The organism is Pseudoalteromonas thalassia, assembly GCF_049257215.1.
In the GTDB taxonomy this organism is placed as follows: Bacteria; Pseudomonadota; Gammaproteobacteria; order Enterobacterales; family Alteromonadaceae; genus Pseudoalteromonas; species Pseudoalteromonas lipolytica_C.
Window position 1 is genome coordinate 42,855 of sequence record NZ_JBMMUE010000009.1, and the last position, 17,826, is coordinate 60,680.

Annotated in this window: 16 protein-coding genes and 1 tRNA gene; 6 read left to right on the forward strand and 11 right to left on the reverse strand. The window is 40.3% G+C overall.

Annotation, left to right across the window (positions count from 1 at the left end; translation table 11 throughout):
- Positions 1–104 precede the first annotated feature (104 nt).
- Positions 105–467 carry a hypothetical protein gene (locus tag AAEU31_RS11935; protein WP_421967304.1) on the forward strand — a complete coding sequence of 121 codons (363 nt, stop codon included), beginning with the start codon at positions 105–107 and terminating at the stop codon, positions 465–467.
- Positions 468–537: 70 nt separating this feature from the next.
- On the forward strand, positions 538–1,017 hold the full coding sequence (locus AAEU31_RS11940) for a hypothetical protein (RefSeq protein WP_138556689.1): 480 nt from the start codon (positions 538–540) through the stop codon (positions 1,015–1,017).
- 1 nt (position 1,018) lies between these two features.
- Here AAEU31_RS11940 and AAEU31_RS11945 read toward each other — a convergent pair whose 3' ends face one another.
- A complete protein-coding gene (locus AAEU31_RS11945; RefSeq protein ID WP_421967305.1) occupies positions 1,019–3,583 on the reverse strand; it encodes a protein kinase domain-containing protein in 2,565 nt (854 codons plus the stop codon).
- 120 nt (positions 3,584–3,703) lie between these two features.
- Here AAEU31_RS11945 and AAEU31_RS11950 point away from each other — a divergent pair, with 120 nt between their 5' ends.
- Positions 3,704–4,654 carry an FHA domain-containing protein gene (locus AAEU31_RS11950; protein WP_421967306.1) on the forward strand — a complete coding sequence of 317 codons (951 nt, stop codon included), beginning with the start codon at positions 3,704–3,706 and terminating at the stop codon, positions 4,652–4,654.
- A gap of 156 nt (positions 4,655–4,810) precedes the next feature.
- On the opposite strand, the gene AAEU31_RS11955 is transcribed toward AAEU31_RS11950, so the two are convergent.
- From AAEU31_RS11955 to AAEU31_RS11970, 4 genes are all read right to left on the reverse strand, one after another.
- Complete coding sequence (locus AAEU31_RS11955) at positions 4,811–5,986, reverse strand: mandelate racemase/muconate lactonizing enzyme family protein (protein WP_054552450.1); 1,176 nt, start codon at positions 5,984–5,986, stop codon at positions 4,811–4,813.
- A gap of 9 nt (positions 5,987–5,995) precedes the next feature.
- Positions 5,996–6,763, reverse strand: coding sequence for a class II aldolase/adducin family protein (locus tag AAEU31_RS11960; protein ID WP_421967307.1), 768 nt, complete (start codon positions 6,761–6,763; stop codon positions 5,996–5,998).
- Between the two features lie 128 nt (positions 6,764–6,891).
- Positions 6,892–7,215, reverse strand: coding sequence for a c-type cytochrome (locus AAEU31_RS11965; protein WP_135923281.1), 324 nt, complete (start codon positions 7,213–7,215; stop codon positions 6,892–6,894).
- A 105-nt stretch (positions 7,216–7,320) separates the two neighbouring features.
- Positions 7,321–7,860, reverse strand: a complete 540-nt coding sequence (locus tag AAEU31_RS11970; protein WP_135923280.1) for a DUF2058 domain-containing protein — start codon at positions 7,858–7,860, stop codon at positions 7,321–7,323.
- Positions 7,861–8,092: 232 nt separating this feature from the next.
- Between AAEU31_RS11970 and AAEU31_RS11975 the strand changes: the two genes are divergently transcribed.
- The gene (locus AAEU31_RS11975) at positions 8,093–9,229 is read left to right on the forward strand and encodes an MFS transporter (RefSeq protein ID WP_421967308.1); all 1,137 of its coding nucleotides are present in this window, start codon (positions 8,093–8,095) and stop codon (positions 9,227–9,229) included.
- Here the strand turns inward: AAEU31_RS11975 and AAEU31_RS11980 are convergent.
- Positions 9,196–9,696: a prolyl-tRNA synthetase associated domain-containing protein gene (locus AAEU31_RS11980; RefSeq protein ID WP_295509337.1), complete on the reverse strand. Its 501-nt coding sequence runs from the start codon at positions 9,694–9,696 to the stop codon at positions 9,196–9,198. The genes AAEU31_RS11975 and AAEU31_RS11980 overlap by 34 nt on opposite strands.
- Positions 9,697–10,083, reverse strand: coding sequence for a hypothetical protein (locus tag AAEU31_RS11985; protein WP_253038513.1), 387 nt, complete (start codon positions 10,081–10,083; stop codon positions 9,697–9,699).
- Positions 10,084–10,249: 166 nt separating this feature from the next.
- On the opposite strand from AAEU31_RS11985, the gene AAEU31_RS11990 reads away from it, so the two are divergent.
- A tRNA-Ala gene (locus AAEU31_RS11990) sits at positions 10,250–10,325 on the forward strand.
- Between the two features lie 132 nt (positions 10,326–10,457).
- Here AAEU31_RS11990 and AAEU31_RS11995 read toward each other — a convergent pair.
- A complete protein-coding gene (locus AAEU31_RS11995) occupies positions 10,458–11,705 on the reverse strand; it encodes a glutamate-5-semialdehyde dehydrogenase (RefSeq protein WP_135923276.1) in 1,248 nt (415 codons plus the stop codon).
- The gene (proB, locus tag AAEU31_RS12000) at positions 11,702–12,802 is read right to left on the reverse strand and encodes a glutamate 5-kinase (protein WP_135923275.1); all 1,101 of its coding nucleotides are present in this window, start codon (positions 12,800–12,802) and stop codon (positions 11,702–11,704) included. Before proB ends, AAEU31_RS11995 begins: the two co-directional genes overlap by 4 nt.
- A gap of 919 nt (positions 12,803–13,721) precedes the next feature.
- On the opposite strand from proB, the gene AAEU31_RS12005 reads away from it, so the two are divergent.
- Entirely contained in the window at positions 13,722–15,578 is a 1,857-nt protein-coding gene (locus AAEU31_RS12005; RefSeq protein WP_421967309.1) for a cation:proton antiporter, read from the forward strand.
- Between the two features lie 48 nt (positions 15,579–15,626).
- Here the strand turns inward: AAEU31_RS12005 and AAEU31_RS12010 are convergent, their stop codons facing one another.
- Together AAEU31_RS12010 and AAEU31_RS12015 are read right to left on the reverse strand one after the other, a co-directional pair.
- Positions 15,627–16,235, reverse strand: coding sequence for a tetratricopeptide repeat protein (locus AAEU31_RS12010; RefSeq protein ID WP_135923273.1), 609 nt, complete (start codon positions 16,233–16,235; stop codon positions 15,627–15,629).
- A 112-nt stretch (positions 16,236–16,347) separates the two neighbouring features.
- The gene (locus AAEU31_RS12015; protein WP_135923272.1) at positions 16,348–17,661 is read right to left on the reverse strand and encodes an adenylosuccinate synthase; all 1,314 of its coding nucleotides are present in this window, start codon (positions 17,659–17,661) and stop codon (positions 16,348–16,350) included.
- Between the last annotated feature and the right edge of the window lie 165 nt (positions 17,662–17,826).

The following is a 17,826-nucleotide window of genomic DNA, read 5'->3' on the forward strand; positions in this document are numbered from 1 at the left end:
ATAGAACTACCTATCCTTTTCCTTGCACAAACAGGCAAACAGCAAATTACCTATTTAGAGATTTGTTTGTTGCCACTTCAAAATTATGCAAGGAGAATTTGACTATGTGTGACAGCGATAAAAATACCAACTTAGTACCCGATCTAACCAAAGATCATTCTATTAGTTTAGCGACCACCGAGACAGCAGCTAATCAACCTCTTGAGTTTCATCCATCCACGTTAGCCGCACAGATTTCAGCGTGCGTTGGCGCCAGTTATGAAAATGGCAAAATTTGCGTTAATTTTCCAGTAGTCGGCAATATCTGTTTTTCAGTAAGTTTACCAATTCCAAGCGGTACATCGGTTAAAGTATGTATGCAAACGTGTGGATTTCGCTTTGGTGTTCCACCATTTAATGGAATTAAAGCAACGGTATACGCAAATAATAGTCCGCTATGGAGCGGCACAATTTGGGGTTCTTGTTAAACAACCTATAGTTATAGCTGCTTATGAATTAAATAAGCAGCTCCTCAATTAGAAAACAGGATTTTATATCATGAACGATCTTAGCTTTTTTGTTATTCCCAATGACAACGGCCCATGGGAAATCACTTCTCAGTCTGGCGCGAGTGCCGAAGAAATTAAAATTAACTACAAAGATCTACTTGCAGGTGACAGCCTGAACCTCTATTACGAACTTGCTAAAGAATCCGATTGGAGTTTCGCCGAAAATGGCAGTTACTTCTCTGATGCTAAAGACAATTTCAACTATCAACTCAACAGTATTGTCGCAAATAATGGCAAAGCATTGGTTGTCACTATTTCGAACATTTTACCTCATCAAGCATTATCAAAAGAGCTAGCAAAATTATTAGCTAACAGTCCAAATAAGGCTATTGCAGGACAATTAGATCAAAAAGCAAATTATGAGATCAATTTTCGACTAATTGCCAAAAGAGATGGAGACATTAACTCGCTTATGCGTTACTTCTCTCAAGATCCTCGAGTCATCATTGAGGACATGGAGCCAACCTAATTTATAAATGCGCAGAGTCTATCTCTGCGCTTTTATTATGATTACATAAAAATAAATAATGAGACTGACCAATTAAAGTGGCGAGTTTACGCTCGGAACATAACGGTTTAAACCAACCTAAGCGATAAAAAACTGGGCTCCAGCCCAGCTTAATGCTTTGCTCTATTGACGCTAGTGCTGAGTATTTTTCATTTAGTACACTTTGAAGTATTGCTTTAACAAAATATGCTTCTGCCAGATCAGGTTGCGCAATTAATACCTGTTCAATTTGATTCATAGCATATTGATTTTGCTCTAGATGAATCAATACCTGCGCTTTTTCTAATTGTTCAGCAATATTCTTTGGCGAAGCATCAAGGCGCTTATTAATTCTTGCATATAAAGAGAGTGCCTCAGCAGTCTGGCCCTTTAAATAAAGTAAGTCAGCGTAATTTAGCTGCAAGGTAGATGTTTCTGACGCAAATAGCATAGCTCGATTCGCAAATATTAATGCCTCATCTAACTCGCCTTGCAAGGAGAGAACGATAGAGTAATTACTAAGTATAGAAGGACTCTGCTGCCCTGAATCAATTAATTTTTGATAATGTTGTTGCGCCTCTTTTAATTCTCCAGATAACAATGAAATATCAGCCAATGTTTTTAGCGTCACAATATCCGAAGGGTTGTAGCGTAAAACCTCTTTTAAATAAGTGGCAGCTTCAGCACGTTGTCCTTGAGTGAGGTAAGCAATCGCTAGATTTCTTGTGGCGAGCAAAGTTGGTCTAAGTGTGTATGCATTGCGAGCATGCGTTAATGCGCTTTCTAGATCGCCAATTCGATTATAGTAAACAGCTAAAATACTCTGCTTTTGATATGCCTCTAATGATGAGTTTTGAATTTGCTTAATAACCTTATAAGCTTTACTTTGCTCACCTGCGTGTTGATATATTTCCAACAAATCAATTAAGTAAGCTGGGCTTTCACGATAAGACTCGGGTGAATTATCTAGCTGAGTTTGTAGCTCTTTTATAAGCGCAATATTTTGCGTCATCTTATAAAGTCGCAACATAATTTTTCGATAAAGCGGGTAAAGAGGTTTAAAATCAGCACGCTGAAAAAGCAACGACTCTGCTATTGATTTCTCTACTTTAGAGCTTTCCAAGTTATTGGCAACGAGTGCCACAAGTGACACATATTTATCAACAAATTCATCAGACAAGGATAACTGACTGTGCTCAGCAACCTTTACATCAAGCAAGCTCTGCACCGAAGAAAGTGCCGAATTGTATATATTTAGATAGTTTTCTTTATCTGTCGCGGTACGATATTTATTCACTACTGTGGCATTTTGATCAAGCTGACTCAAACTAAAATCACACGACAAAGGATTGCAGTCTAGTTTTGGTACTAATAACTTTGATGCACCGAGTGCACTTGCCAACCCGCTCAAACTAGCTTCTTTACCCAATACGTTTTGTGTTTGTTTAATTTCTTGTTCTGAAATCAAAGCATAATGCCGACTCTCTAACAATAACTCAGTTACTGCGTCAGTGACTCCCAAGTTAAGTAACCTCTTTTGTGTTTCTGTCACTTCGCTTGTCGATGTAAAATCAATTGGTAAAAGCGCAATATACTCCTTCGTTTGCATCGCCAAATAAGCCCAAATCAGCAAACCAAAACAAACTGTAAAGCCGATTAAGTACATAAGCCTTTTATCAACTAGGGGGACGCTTTGCTGCTTTTCGATATCTTTCACTTCAACAGTAGGGCAATCAAAACTGAGCGTTGCTAAAATACTTTTAAACTGTGCAGCTACCAAGCCCGCACTTGTTGGTCTATTTTCTGGTTTAAAGGCCAATAACTTTTTAATTAGTACTGCCAAATCGGGTGATATAGTATAAATAGATTCATAATTTGCACGGCAAGGGGATGACTTTATTGCTGCAGCAATATCTTGATCTGCTGTACTTTTAGCTTGATTTATATAAGCATGAACATCACTAAATAGCTGATATGCCATTAACCCCAATGAAAATAGGTCGCTGCGAAAATCTAATGTCTCGTTATTAAGTTGTTCTGGTGACATTGCTTTCAAACTACCAAAACTTGTAGTCTGTGTGTTTATGTCTTTGTGCTTTATTTTTGAAATACCAAAGTCTGCAATTTTCACTGCACCATTTTCACTGATCAATACATTGGCGGGCTTTAAATCGAGATGCAGAATCTCTTTTTCATGAATACCTGCTAAGCCATCACAAATATGCGAAAGTATATCTATTTTCTCAGTTATACTGAGCTGCCGCTCTTTTATTAGATGTGCAAGTGTGGTCCCTTTAACGTATTCCATTTCTAATAAAACCTGTTCATCCTCATGAAGGATTCTATAGAGCTGCACGATATTTGGGTGATTAAAGCTTGCAATGAGCTGTGCTTCGTTTATGGCACGTTGAACATTGTCACTCTTTAGCTTCATGACTTTAAGTACAACTTGCCTGTTCAGTTGCACGTCTGTCGCAAGGTATATTGTGCTCATCCCTCCTTGCGCCAGTACTTGTACCTGTTTATAGTAATCCTTTAATAAAAACACAAACAACTCGGTCAGTTAAGTGCATATTTATTAGTTTAGCTCCCAATGTTAATTAAAAGCAAAATAAATGATAATAAAATGCTAATATAAAATAATTTCTCCATATATAAGGATGTATTTATGGCAGTACTTACCTGTAAAGACTCTGGTAAAAGCATTTATTTACGCGACTTCCATCGCTTTGGCCGTTTAGCTCATTCTGTAGATACACTATTAAATTATCCAGAAATCACTCGGATACATGCTGTGATTGAGTGGGTTGAGCCACATTGGTACATTCGTGATTTGAGTAAAAATGGCGTGTGGCTTAATGGTAGAAAGCTTGAAAAACACAGCAAATCTCAATTAGCTTTAAATGATAAAATCAGCTTTTCTGAACTTAATAAGGTAACTTATCAATTAACCTCAATTGAGTCACCGAAGGATCTTTTATTACCCGTTGCTAATGATTCGCTTGATGCTATTGTACTGGAACGATATCACTTTCTGCCTAACAACCACGACCCCGTAATAATCATCTGCTTTGATCCTTACAATTACATGTGGTGCTACGAAAGTACCGATGATCACCAGGTCTCCCCCCTCGAAGAAGGTCAAACCATAGCTATCGACGGTCAACAGTGGCGGTTGTTTAAAGCTGAAATGACCTCACAAGAAAACACGATTGACCTAAGCCCTATCTCCACCAATGATTTAGAATTTATCTTCAGCTTAAGCTTAGACGAAGAACAAACTGAGTTAAAAGTGAAGCACAATGATGGACTACAAGACTTTGATGTACGCTCGCATCATTACCTCACCGTGTTATTAGCGCGCTATAAACTAGCAGATATTAAAAATAAATTTGCACCCGAGGTGCAAGGCTGGGTGCAAGTAAAAAAACTAGCCCGCGATTTAGGTATTAATGAATGCCATGTCAATATTCAAATCCACCGTGCTCGTAAGCAATTTATTGAATCATTTAATAATATGTCAGCAGATACACTTATTGAACGTAAGCGAGGAAAAGTTCGCTTTGGTGGTGAGCATTATGTGATTTACAAAGGACAGACATGTGAATCAACAGAATAGCCTGATAAATCGGCTGTAGTATCACAACAACCTCTAGATCTTATAACACTAATAATAGCAACTGAACTTGCTCAAGCTATAAACTGCTAGTACTAAACTCAAGTTAAAGCGCCAATTCAGTAACCCCTATATAATAAGGGGTTACTTTACAGAGTGTTATTTAATCTCAACACGTTGTGAGCGCATAACCACTTCGTCATTTAACTCAATACCGATACCTGGCTCTTCTGATACTTGGAAGAAACCATTTTTAGGTTGTGGATCTTGAATACATAGCTCACGGTTCCACTTTTTAATTGCATAAGTGTGATGCTCGTGAATTAAGAAGTTAGGAATTGCGGTTTCTAAGTGTAACGAAGCTGCGGTTGCTACTGGGCCGCCACACACGTGAGCTTGAATACGCACATCAAAAATATCGGCATAATCACACACTTTTTTAGTTTCAGTGAAACCACCACACAAGCCTAAGTCTGGCTGTAGCACATCAATACTTTGATCTTCTAGGTATGGACGCACACCCCAGCGGTTATACAAACGCTCACCACCAGCAATTGGCACCGCTACTTTGTCGGCAACTTTTGCATGTAATGAGTGATTTAAGTAGTTCACTGGCTCTTCGTAATACATACAATCGAACTCTTCAGCAATTTCACCAATTTGAATTGCAGATGTCGCACCTGGCAAACTGTGACATTCAAAAATAATATCAACTTCGTCACCTACCGCTTCACGAATGGCTTGCATACGTGCACGATATAACTTCATTTCTGCACGAGAAATGATGTTAGTACGATCGTAATAAGTGTTACCGTTTTTATCGTACTGGATTGGGTCAACTTTAACCGCATCATAACCTTCAGCCATCGCCTTAAGCGCTGCTTCTGCGTATTCTTCTGGGTGAACAAGTGCTTTAAATTCGCTGTCCCAGTCAAACTGTAATTGTGATGCGTATGTACGTAGCTTATCGTTAACTTTACCACCTAATAGCTGGTAAACAGGCAAGCCTAATGCTTTACCTTTAATATCCCAAAGTGCGGTATCAATAGCGCTCATTGCGGCATACACAACAGGACCACCGCCTAAACCCCAAAAGCTTTCGCGTAGCATTCGTGACCATAATTTTTCTGTTTGAAATGGGTCATGACCAATTAAAAATGCATCAGCCATTTCTTTGATCATTGCCGCTGCAGCACTGTGACCTAAATCATAAGCAAGGCCTGCCTCTCCCACACCGCTAATACCTTCATCAGTGTGAATACGCACAAAAACAGGTGTCCAAGCAGGTCTGTCTGGACAATGAATATCGAACACTTCGACGCGATTAACTTTCATGGTTACTCCTTACTGAGCAAAACTAGGATCAAGACGATAAGCTTTACGCAACATTGCCGGCCAAGCTAACTGGCCACCGGTGCTGCCGCTATGCACGACATTCGCTTGATTATAAATATTATCGATAATAGGTTGTGGTACTGGGATTGCTGTTTGACCACTGGCTTGGATAGCTAATTGAATTTCACAGGCACGCTGTAAATCATAAAAACGCATAAACGCATCACCCACTGTTGGGCCAACGGTTAAACCACCGTGGTTAACCAATAACATGTGGTTGTTGGTGCCTAAGTCATCTTGTAGACGCTTTTTCTCATCACTGTTTACCGCTAACCCTTCGTAGCCATGATAAGACAATGATGGCAATGAGAACATTGAGTATTGGCTAAGTGGCAACAGGCCTTTTTCTTGCGTTGCAACGGCGATGGTTTCTTTTGTGTGTAAATGAATAACACAGTGTGCGTCATCACGTACTTCGTGAATGGCGCTGTGAATAGTGAAACCAGCCGGGTTAATTTTAAACGGCGTGTCATCAAGAATATTGCCTGCTAAATCCACCTTCACAAGGTTTGACGCAGTTACTTCATCAAAACTTAAACCAAATGCATTTACCAAATAGTGATCCGTACCAGGTAAGCGCGCCGATAGGTGGGTGTAAATTAGATCCCCCCAACGGAAATGCTCAACCAAACGGTAACATGCCGCTAAATCTACGCGTAGCTGCCATTCTTGTTCAGATACTTTATTTTTTAAATCGAGTTTTGGTAAGTCAAACATGGGAAACCTTGTATATGTGACAAGCACAAATAGATGTATAGAAGTCTAAAACACTATTAATCGATGATCAATAGCTGATACAAAAAGGCCACATCTACAGATGTGGCCTTTTCTTGCTAAAGTGGCGTTTATTTTACTTGCGATAAATAATCAGCAATTGCAGCCATTTCTTCTTCAGATACGTTTGCAACCATTGCTTTCATTGCCGCAGCCATACCGTTACTACGTGCACCTGACTTGATGTCTTTCATTTGTGCTAGTAAGTACTCTTTATTTTGGCCATTTAATTTAGGGTACTGAGGCATGATAGGTGCTTTACCTTCTGCACCATGACATGTTTGACATAGCTTAGCTGTGTAAAGTGCTGCACCATCTGCTGCCATTGTGTTAAAAGATAGGCTTGCTGCCATTGCAATGCCAGCCCCACATAAAACTTTTGTAATCTTGCTCATATTAGTCTTCTCTTTTTTGACGGGTTATTAAACATTTTCTTTAGTGTAGACCATGATTTAACAATATTGCACCCGAAAATTGTAATGGTGGCCGGTATAAGATAACTACCAGATCAAATCATCAGGTACTTCAAAATCAGCATACGGATCATCTTCATCTTTCTGCTTATCTTCAGGCTCAACATGGAACACTATGTAGTCTTCGCTAACTTCAGCGACTTTTCGTGCTGGTTCGTCTTCCAGTACAAAAAATTGGCCTTCTAAAACACAAATTGCCAAACGGCCTCCTGCAAGGGCTTTTTGTGTTTTTTCATTTACCTCTAGCTCCTTCACTTTATTTTGATAAGTGAAGTTAAAGGTGCGATCACCACGAATTTCATCTTGATTGTGGTGCTCTAAAATCTGCTTTACGCGAGCCACTTGCTCACGCTGTTTTTGCTCTTCTAAACGTGCTTTATTAAGCTCGTCTGCTTTTTTCTGCTGCTCAAGCTTTGTTTGTTCAATATGCTTTTGTAAATCACTTGGGTTGCTCGTAGCACCTTTTTTCTTCTTCTTTTGCTGCTTACGCTTTTCAGTTTTAGCCACCTTAGCTTGATGTGACGTTGTTAACCCTGCTTTAAGTAATTGATCTTGTAATGAACCCATGACTAAATTCCATATAAAAATGCCTAATTAGGGTTATTTTAATCAGCAATACGAACAAATAACAGTGTTCAGCATAGATGATTCACTGCAATCGAGTATATTGCTGTGAGATTAACATGCGATGAAATCATGACATATTGATTTAACGCAAGATTTATCATTTTAGTCGTCTTTGAACTTGTAAAAAAAGCTGTACCCTATAAGCTAAAGCTTTTCCTCTTGGGAGCTAAAAATGCAGCTGCGACATTTGTTACTTTGCTCTGTATTTATTTTCTTTGTTTTATACGCCCCACAACCGTTACTTGGATTATTTGCTAGTCATTTTTCTGTCTCGCCAGCTACTGCTGGTAGCTTAATGACCGCGACTATGCTGCCACTAGCCATTGCTCCTTTGGTGTATGGCTTATTTTTAGCTAAGCGAAACCCGCTGACAATTTTAAAGATTGCCATGTTTGTGTTGGCTATAAGCTGCGTTGCTTTTACTTTAGCACCAAGCTTTGAGCTGCTGTTGCTGGTACGCTTTATTCAAGGGATCACCCTGCCTGCTGCGCTCACAGCCATGACCAGTTATATTGGTGTAACTTATCAGGCTGACCAATTACAACGTAATATGACTCTTTATATTGGTAGCACAATTGTCGGTGGATACTTTGGTCGTATGCTTGCAGCCTTATTCACTGACTTTTTAAGCTGGCAAAGTTTTTATTATGTGATTGCGGTAGGATTAATACTGTTTGCTGTCGTTATTCCTAAATCAAGCAAAACTGCCACAATTCATGCAGCACAGTCACCACTGCTATATCTGAAACAATTAAAAGATCCGCTTGTGCTAAAGCTCTACGGAGCCGTTTTTTGTATGTTCTTTTGCTTTGCTGCGCTGTTAAATTATTTGCCCTTCATCTTACAAGATAGCTTTGCTATCACTAATACTCGAGATATTGGTCTGGTTTACAGTGGCTATTTATTGGGAGCACTTGCCTCTATAGCTACCCCTTGGCTGTTACGAAAGTCATCAACTCCTTGGCGCTTACTAACATGGGTATTTGTCTTTTATAGCCTGACGATGGTGCTTTTAATGAGCCAACAATTATTACTTTTTGTCATTGCTTTTACTGGTTTTTGCGGCGCAATGTTTGTGATCCACTCTAGTGCAGCCCCACTGGTTAATAAAATCAGCAACGCTCCTGCAAGTGTAACCAATGGGGGATATGTTTCGTTTTATTACAGTGGTGGCGCACTGGGCTCATTATTGCCAGGGCTGGTGTATCAGCAACACGGCCAAATTGCTTTTATGACCGTGCTACTTTTAGTTTGCTTAGTAGGTTTAAGCTTAGTTTATTTGGCAGGTAGAAATACAATACGCGGTTGATGGCCGGTACTTTCAAAAAATAGCTCTAAGTCGTCTTTTTTCATCAGCCATGTAGCCGTATTTTCAAAAGGATGACAATGAAAAAGCTCGTTAAACCAAATTTCTTGGTCTAGCCAAAGGGTAACATTATTTTGCTTATCGTTTAAAAGTGCCAGCATAGAAACACAGCCCGGTGGCACTTTAAGATAACGCGCTAATCGCTCATCAGATGCAAATCCTAAGCGCGATAGCCCTTGCTGCTGAGCAATAGCTTTTAAGTCAAGCTGCTTATCGTGAGCGGTGATCACTAAAAAGTGGCGCTTGCCTTCGTTATCTCGTAAAAACAGGTTTTTTAATCGTGTGCCCGGTCTATCGAGCATAAATTTGTCGGCATCTAAGCTGCCGTGCAATGGTGGATGCTCAATCACCTCATAATTGATATCTAACTGAGCTAGCGTAGCTGCCAACTTGCTCTTATCTGCATACATTTACAAACAACGTCCTCGTAATTGCACACTTAAATCACGCCATAATACTTCGTCAATAATGTGTTTATCGTCGCAGTATTTTCGTGCTTTAAGTTCTTCATTTAATAATTCGACCGCTTGATCTTCGAGCATGAGTTTTAAGTTGCTCGACTCTTCAAATACTTCTTGCTCAGCAAAGTCTTTAAACTGACTACGTGTCATTGGCTTATCAAGGTTGATTGGACGTCTTCCTTGCGCCTTAACTGACACTACATAGGCAAAAATTTTATTGCCTTGGTCGTCATTTTTTTCGTAAAACTGTTTATTATTAATTTCAAAAGGCGGGGCCTCCTCTTGGCTTGCGCAACCAGCAAGTAATGCAAGTAAAAGCCATGCTATTTTTTTCATTATTGGATAAGCCTTGTACAGTGAATGGGCTCTAGTCTAGCAAAAATAAAACTTCAGAGTAAAAATTCGATCAATTTAAAAAAAATACTTGACCAAAAAGATAAAAATAATTAAAGTTCACCCCGCTTGAGACGCAAGACTTAAGCATCCTGTATTTTAGGAATGTGGGGCTATAGCTCAGCTGGGAGAGCGCCTGCCTTGCACGCAGGAGGTCAGCAGTTCGATCCTGCTTAGCTCCACCACTTTCCTACCTCTCTTTAGGCAATCTGCCAAATTTAAATATCTAAAAACTCATCTTTATATTTCGATTCGTTTTATTTTAGACACAAAAAAACCGAGCAAAGCCCGGCTTTTAAACTATTACTTTTTAGTGATTACTCACGAATTTGACCTTCGCCATTCACTAAATATTTTTCAGTTGTAAGTGACTCAAGACCCATTGGACCATAAGCATGTAGCTTCGTTGTCGCAATGCCAATCTCAGCACCTAAACCTAACTGTGACCCATCAGAAAAACGCGATGACGCATTAACCATTACCACAGATGCATCTACACTACGTTGGAATAGCTCTGCAGCGGCTTTGTCTTTAGTACAAATCACTTCGGTATGGTTTGAACCAAACTTAGCAATATGATCAATAGCACCGGCAAAGTCAGGTACCACCTTGATTGCGATTTCTAGATCTAAGTACTCTTCACCAAACTCGTCGTCAGCAAGTACTGTTGCATTATCAAAGTACTCGGCAGCTTTCGCATCTGCATTTACTTTAACGCCTTCTTGACGAAGAACAACAGCACACAGATTTAGAAACTCATCGGCGATATCTTGGTGTACCACTAAGCCTTCTAGAGCATTACACACACCAGTACGCTGAGTTTTACCATTCAATAGTAAATTGATTGCTACATTCAGGTCAGCATCTTTATCTACATAAAGGTGGCATACACCTTTAAAGTGCTGAATTACTGGAATGGTGCTGTTTTCTGTTACAAAATTAATTAAACCTTCACCACCACGCGGAATGATTAAGTCAATAGTGTCGCGCTGTTGCATCAGTTCCATCAATAAGCCACGGTCTGGATCTGGGATCACCGAAATTAACGCTGCTGGTAAACCATGCTTTTCAAGTACTTTGTGCATCACACTTGCAATAGCTTGCGAGCTACGAAGTGCTTCTTTACCACCACGTAAAATAACACCATTACCTGATTTAAAGCATAATGCACCCGCATCAGCCGTCACATTTGGGCGTGCTTCATAGATCATACACACAACACCAAGTGGTACACGCATCTTACTGATCTTAATACCATTAGGACGCTCTGAAATTTCACGCAACTGACCAACTGGATCATCAAGGCTTACAATTACTTCAATACCTTCAGCCATTGCCTCAATGCGCTCATCATTAAGCGTTAAACGGTCAATCATAGCTGCAGCAAGGTTATTATCACGCGCTGCCGCTAAATCACTTTCGTTTTCTTTGATGATAAAGGCTTTGCTTTCACGTAGCGCCTCTGCCATCTCAGTTAAAACTTGATTCTTAGTAGCAGTATCAAGCAGGGCTAACTGCGTAGCCGCTTTAGCTGCTTGACTCGAAATATCCGTAATTAAACTCATGACTTCTCCAATAATGCGATATCTTTTTCTGAAACAACTGGGCCGATTGAATCTTGCATCTTTTCGCTAAATTCACTTTGCTCGTTGTCAGCAATAAAATTCAATAAACAGCTACTGTAATTCGCTGTCGCTTTTGCTAGACGCGTACCATCATCACTGCGGACTAAAATAGTATCGCCTACGCCAAATTCTCCATGTACTGCAACGATCTCATCGCTGCGAATACAACCATCTTCGGTTGACTCATCAATTGAGCCTTCAACAACAACCTCACCCTGCTCATTTGCAGTGTGTGTCATCCAGTGCACAGCTTCTTGCATTGGCTTTTCATAAGGTGTGAAGATTGTACCTGGGTTGTCACCCTCTAATAATCGATTAAATGTTTCTTCTTTGAAACCATTCAAGATAAAGGTAGTAATACCGTGTGAAGTCGCTTTTTCTGCCGCTTCAATTTTCGTTTTCATACCACCTGTACCTACTGCGCTTGTAGCACAGCCTGCCATTGCATAAATCGATTCATCAATGCTTTCGATTTCCGGAAGTAGTACCGCATCTTCATGTAAATTAGGATTTTTATTATAAAGACCGTCTACATCTGAAAAAATCATTAACGCATCAGCATCGGCCGCAGCAGCAACCATGGCTGATAAGTTGTCGTTATCACCCACTTTAAGATCATCGGTTGTTACCGTGTCATTTTCATTGATAATAGGTAATACACCGTGCTCCAGTAAAGTAAATACTGTTTCACGTATACTGGTATAACGCTCACGGTCACGTAAGTCACCGTGTGTTAATAAAATTTGCGCAGATGGGAAATCAAAGAAGCGATCCCACATTGCCATCATTTCGGTTTGACCGGCTGCTGCCATCGCTTTTTTCATTGTCACTGAGCGCTTTTCTTGCTTTGGAAACAAGTGTGAACCTGCAGCAACCGAACCCGATGACACTAAAATTACTTCGATACCTTGCGCACGACAGCGAACGATGAACTGTGCAATGGTTAGTAAGTAGCGAGAACGACACCCGTCCTGCTCCGGTGCGATCAATGCGCTACCAACTTTTAATACTATACGTCGCCATTTAAACTTTTGCATAACTGTTCAACTTTCCATTTTACTATCTGTTCAGTGCCACTATGCCACTGATAAAAAGACTCGCGATTAGTATCACTAAACGCACTGACTATTATCACTTTGTCAAACCACTTATCTATACACACGACTATGCCACGCAACGACTGCGATTAGATATAGCACAACTTTTATTCAGTCAGTAGACCAAACGGTTATAAACCATAAGTTGATAAAAAAGATAAGTGTTGTTTATGTATCGCTGTAAAAAGCTGTGTGCGGCTTTTATTAATAACAACATACATAGAGCCTATACAATCTGGTACACCAGCAGATAGGGTGTAGATTGTATGACCGAGATTCAGCTGCCACGATGGGAGCTAAACATTGACCAGATAATGAACCATAATTATATTCAACACGTAATAAATGCACGCTGAATCTACACAAGTTCATTTCTATTTAATTTGAAAACAAAGTGTATAAAACACTAAAAATGTCGCAAACAACTGATTTTTTGAAATCAAAGATAAAAACAATGTGCTTATTGCTAATAACTATTTAGATATCAAATTGTTTGAACACGAACTATAATACGGGAAATTAGGGGCAGAGATCAAGTGCGAAAAGTAGTCATAAGCCTTATACTTACCATAACCACAGAAAATACACATTTAATAACAGTATGTTAGAGGTCTTTTGTTGATATGTAATGATTTTTAATGAACCAAACTAAGTTTTATTTTCAAAACACCCCCAAAAAGTAGTAATAACGACTAAAATCGTATTTGAAGCAACAAGATTGCTTGTATCCATGACGGTGAGTAGGCTTTAATAAGCAAGCATTATATTTGGAAAGTCAGCGACTAATTATCGTCTTGAAACGCGATTATCTAAGGTGTTGGTATTTTTAAGTTGTAGTAACTAAAGGATAATTCATTCTATGTCAGCAATTTTTATAGCAGGGATCGCCTTGTGTTCAGTATTGGCACAATGGGTAGCGTGGGCGTTTCGTGTACCGGCTATTTTGTTTTTACTACTAACAGGTTTGTTACTCGGACCCTTTAGTGGTGTGCTAGAGCCTGATGCACTTCTTGGCGACTTGTTATTTCCTGTCGTCTCTTTAAGTGTGGCGGTGATCCTGTTTGAAGGATCATTAACATTGCACTTTCGAGAACTTAAAGGCATTGGTAAAGTGGTTCGAAACCTCTGTTCAATCGGGATGCTCACGACCTGCCTGGTCATAAGTCTCAGTGCCTACTGGATTTTAGAGCTTAATTGGCGTGTTGCTGCTGTTTTAGGAGCGGTGTTAGTTGTTACAGGCCCTACTGTCATAGCGCCACTTTTAAACTCTATGAGGCCCACCCAAGATATCGACCGTATCCTCCGCTGGGAAGGCATCGTGATTGACCCAATTGGGGCTTTATTTGCGGTATTGGTGTTTGAAGCCGTTATGTTGGTTGGTCAAGGTGAAGTATTTAGCCATACCATTATCGCGCTATTTAAAACCTTAGGCGTTGGTTTGACAATTGGTGTAGTTGCCGGATGGCTTACTACGCTTCTTATTCGCCGTGAGTGGCTACCATTTGAATTACACAAGTTTGGTATTCTAGCCTTAGTACTTATTAGCTTTACCGTCTCTAATCACTTAAGCCATGAATCGGGCTTACTAGCAGTGACAGTATTTGGTATTTGGCTTGCCAACCAAGATGAACTCGAAATTGATTCAGTGCTTGAGTTTAAAGAAGATTTATCGATGATTTTAATTTCATCGCTATTCATTTTACTTGCAGCCCGCCTTCAATTATCTGATTTGATGATGTTACACAGCGATGTGTTTATTTTCTTAGCTATTGTGCTATTTGTGGCTCGCCCAGCGTGTATCGCGATATCTACGTTTAGAACCGACTTACCTATTAAGTCTCGTTTAGTGCTGTCATGGATTGCACCGCGCGGTATCGTAGCCGCAGCGGTAGGTTCTGTCTTCGCATTAAGTATGGTTGAAGCCGGTATTGCTGATGCAGAAAAAATGGTACCGCTCATATTCACCGTGATTATCGTTACAGTGGTACTACAAAGCTTAACGGCAACACCATTGGCAAAGCTGTTAAAAGTGCGCCAACCTGCACCAAATACAATTTTGATTATTGGTGCCAACCATGTAGCAAGAGCCATCGCACGCGGCTTAAAAGATCAAAACATTCCGGTTCACTTGTCTGATCCTGCATGGGAGAACTGTAAAATGGCACGTATGGATGGTTTGCCTTGCTACTATGGTAATCCACAATCTGAGCATGCTGAGCGTTATTTACCGTTAACGACGATTCGCAGCGTATTAGCGCTTTCGCCTAACCGCCATCACAACGCATTAGGCGTGCAATACTTCTCGCACCTGCTCGACGAAAAGGATGTGTTTTCATTACGTTCTTCAACTAACCACGCCAAAGCAAACAAAGACAGTGCAACCTTTTTGTCTCGACAAATTTTGTTTGGCGATAATGGTGCGTATGCTCGCTTGAGTAGCCTAATTGCAAAAGGTGGCAAAGTCAGTGCCACACGGATTTCAGAAGAATTTAGTTGGGAACAATACAAAGAAGTAAACAGCGAAGCAATTCCACTGTTTATTTTGCATGGTGAAAAATCAGATGACGATGACTCTCCTGTGAAAATTCGCCCGTTCACAACCAACATGGAAAAAGCTCCTCAAGTAGGTGAGCGTATTGTTGCGCTACAGCCTCCAAAGATGTCGGTTTTAAAAGACCCTAATAACGGCAAAAATAAAGAGATAAAAGAAGATTAATAAAAAGGCCAGTTTAAAACTGGCCTTTTTTATACACAATTATACCGACTACATCGGCAAGCGAGCACGGGCGACGACGCTGTCAGGCATTTTTTCGGCAAGCTTAGCAAGTAAGCCTTCAATTTTTTTATGGGTGGCTTTATCAGCAACCATTGAATGAAACAACCAACGGTAAGCATCTTCATAATCTCGCGGACTACCATAACCTTGGTTAAACAAATTTACCAACCGCATCTGGGCTTTTAAATTCCCCTGTGCAGATGCCTCTCGCAGATAAGTTACAGCCATTGCTTTATCTTGCTGTACTAATTGACCGACATCATAGTAGCGCCCTAATTGCTCAAGTGCGGCCGCTAGACCCTGCTCAGCAGCCTTACGCATATAATAGACACCAAGTTCTACATTTCGGTCGACACATACGGCATACGCTAGCATGTCACCATACAAGAACTGATACGATGGCAACGCCATTTTATTGGCTCGCGCTTCGATATCTTGAACTAACTGGCAATCATCTGCCTTTACACGTGCCAAATGGGTGTTTTTATTTATTAGAGCGATTAACTCACTCTCTGTGTAAAGAGGCACAGCTGTAATAGGCTCTTCAGCCATGCTTAGGCTTGAGAAGAGTAATGTTAAAGGCAATAAAACACGCATCAAAATCACTTAAATAAAGTCGGTCTTAGCAAATAATATACAATTATCATTCCAGAGTGAATTTGGGGCACAAAAAAAGCTGCCGAAGCAGCTTTTTCAGTCACTATGACGATTATGCAAACGGGCTGCGTAATACCATAGTTTCTACACGATCTGGGCCTGTAGAGATGATATCAACTGGAACACCAGTGATTTCTTCAATACGCTTGATGTAATCAAGAGCCGCTTGCGGTAATTGATCAACTGACGTAGCACCTACTGTGTTTTCTGACCAGCCTGGCATCTCTTCGTATACTGGTGTTACTTTCTCGTAACCTTCAGCAGCTAATGGAGTAACGTTCGTTACAGTGCCATCTTCTAACTGGTAACCAGTACAGATTTTTAATGTTTCTAAACCATCTAATACGTCTAATTTAGTTAAACAGAAACCTGATATGCTGTTGATTTGAACTGCACGGCGCATTGCCACTGCATCTAACCAACCAGTACGGCGTAAACGACCAGTCGTTGCACCGAACTCATGACCTTTTTCACCTAAGTGCTTACCTACTGGATCTTGTTTATCAAGACCGTCGTAAAGCTCTGTAGGGAACGGACCAGAACCTACACGTGTTGTGTAAGCTTTAATAATACCTAGCACATAATCAAGGTGTAATGGACCAAAACCAGCACCTGTCGCTACACCACCCGCTGTTGTGTTTGACGATGTTACGTACGGATAAGTACCGTGGTCGATATCAAGTAATGTACCTTGTGCACCCTCAAATAAGATGTTGTCACCCGCTAAACGCGTTTGATCAAGTAGCTCAGTAACATCAACAACCATTGCTTTTAAGATATCTGCGATAGCCATTGCATCGTCAAATGTCTTTTGGAAGTCAACAGGTTCAACTTTGTAGTAATGCTCTAACGTGAAGTTATGGTATTCCAATACTTCTTTAAGCTTGCTAGCAAACTGTTCTGGGTTGAATAAATCACCAACACGTAAACCACGACGTGCTACTTTATCTTCATAAGCTGGACCGATACCACGACCTGTCGTACCGATTGGCTTATCGCCACGTGCTTTTTCACGGGCTAAATCTAATGCAATGTGGAAAGGTAAAATTAACGGACATGCTTCGCTAATTAATAAGCGCTCACGTACTGGTACGCCACGCTCTTCTAGCATACCGATTTCTTTCATTAATGCTTCTGGTGATAATACAACACCATTACCAATCACACACTTAACATTGTCACGTAATACACCCGATGGAATAAGGTGTAAAACCGTCTTTTCACCGTTGATTACCAAAGTATGGCCTGCGTTATGACCACCTTGATAACGAACTACTAAAGATGCTTTGTCTGTAAGGAGGTCAACTACCTTACCCTTACCTTCGTCACCCCATTGGGTGCCTAGTACAACAACGTTTTTACCCATTGCAAATTCACTTAGAAAAAATTAGGACGAGATTTTATCAGAAAACGAGGTGAAAGATCACCCCGTTTAGCTTATTTTTTCTGCGCCTGAATTTTTATCATCTAAATAAACGCGACAAGCTGTGTCAGAACAGGGAGTTATAAACTGGCAGGAGTGAATAAATTA

Coding starts and splice junctions, on each gene's coding strand:
- AAEU31_RS11985 (WP_253038513.1), bottom strand. CDS start 10,083: ATGAAAAAAATAGCATGGCTTTTACTTGCATTACTTGCTGGTTGCGCA.
- AAEU31_RS11975 (WP_421967308.1), top strand. CDS start 8,093: ATGCAGCTGCGACATTTGTTACTTTGCTCTGTATTTATTTTCTTTGTT.
- AAEU31_RS11955 (WP_054552450.1), bottom strand. CDS start 5,986: ATGAAAGTTAATCGCGTCGAAGTGTTCGATATTCATTGTCCAGACAGA.
- proB (WP_135923275.1), bottom strand. CDS start 12,802: ATGCAAAAGTTTAAATGGCGACGTATAGTATTAAAAGTTGGTAGCGCA.
- AAEU31_RS11960 (WP_421967307.1), bottom strand. CDS start 6,763: ATGTTTGACTTACCAAAACTCGATTTAAAAAATAAAGTATCTGAACAA.
- AAEU31_RS11995 (WP_135923276.1), bottom strand. CDS start 11,705: ATGAGTTTAATTACGGATATTTCGAGTCAAGCAGCTAAAGCGGCTACG.
- AAEU31_RS12015 (WP_135923272.1), bottom strand. CDS start 17,661: ATGGGTAAAAACGTTGTTGTACTAGGCACCCAATGGGGTGACGAAGGT.
- AAEU31_RS11950 (WP_421967306.1), top strand. CDS start 3,704: ATGGCAGTACTTACCTGTAAAGACTCTGGTAAAAGCATTTATTTACGC.
- AAEU31_RS12010 (WP_135923273.1), bottom strand. CDS start 16,235: ATGCGTGTTTTATTGCCTTTAACATTACTCTTCTCAAGCCTAAGCATG.
- AAEU31_RS12005 (WP_421967309.1), top strand. CDS start 13,722: ATGTCAGCAATTTTTATAGCAGGGATCGCCTTGTGTTCAGTATTGGCA.
- AAEU31_RS11980 (WP_295509337.1), bottom strand. CDS start 9,696: ATGTATGCAGATAAGAGCAAGTTGGCAGCTACGCTAGCTCAGTTAGAT.
- AAEU31_RS11970 (WP_135923280.1), bottom strand. CDS start 7,860: ATGGGTTCATTACAAGATCAATTACTTAAAGCAGGGTTAACAACGTCA.
- AAEU31_RS11965 (WP_135923281.1), bottom strand. CDS start 7,215: ATGAGCAAGATTACAAAAGTTTTATGTGGGGCTGGCATTGCAATGGCA.
- AAEU31_RS11940 (WP_138556689.1), top strand. CDS start 538: ATGAACGATCTTAGCTTTTTTGTTATTCCCAATGACAACGGCCCATGG.
- AAEU31_RS11935 (WP_421967304.1), top strand. CDS start 105: ATGTGTGACAGCGATAAAAATACCAACTTAGTACCCGATCTAACCAAA.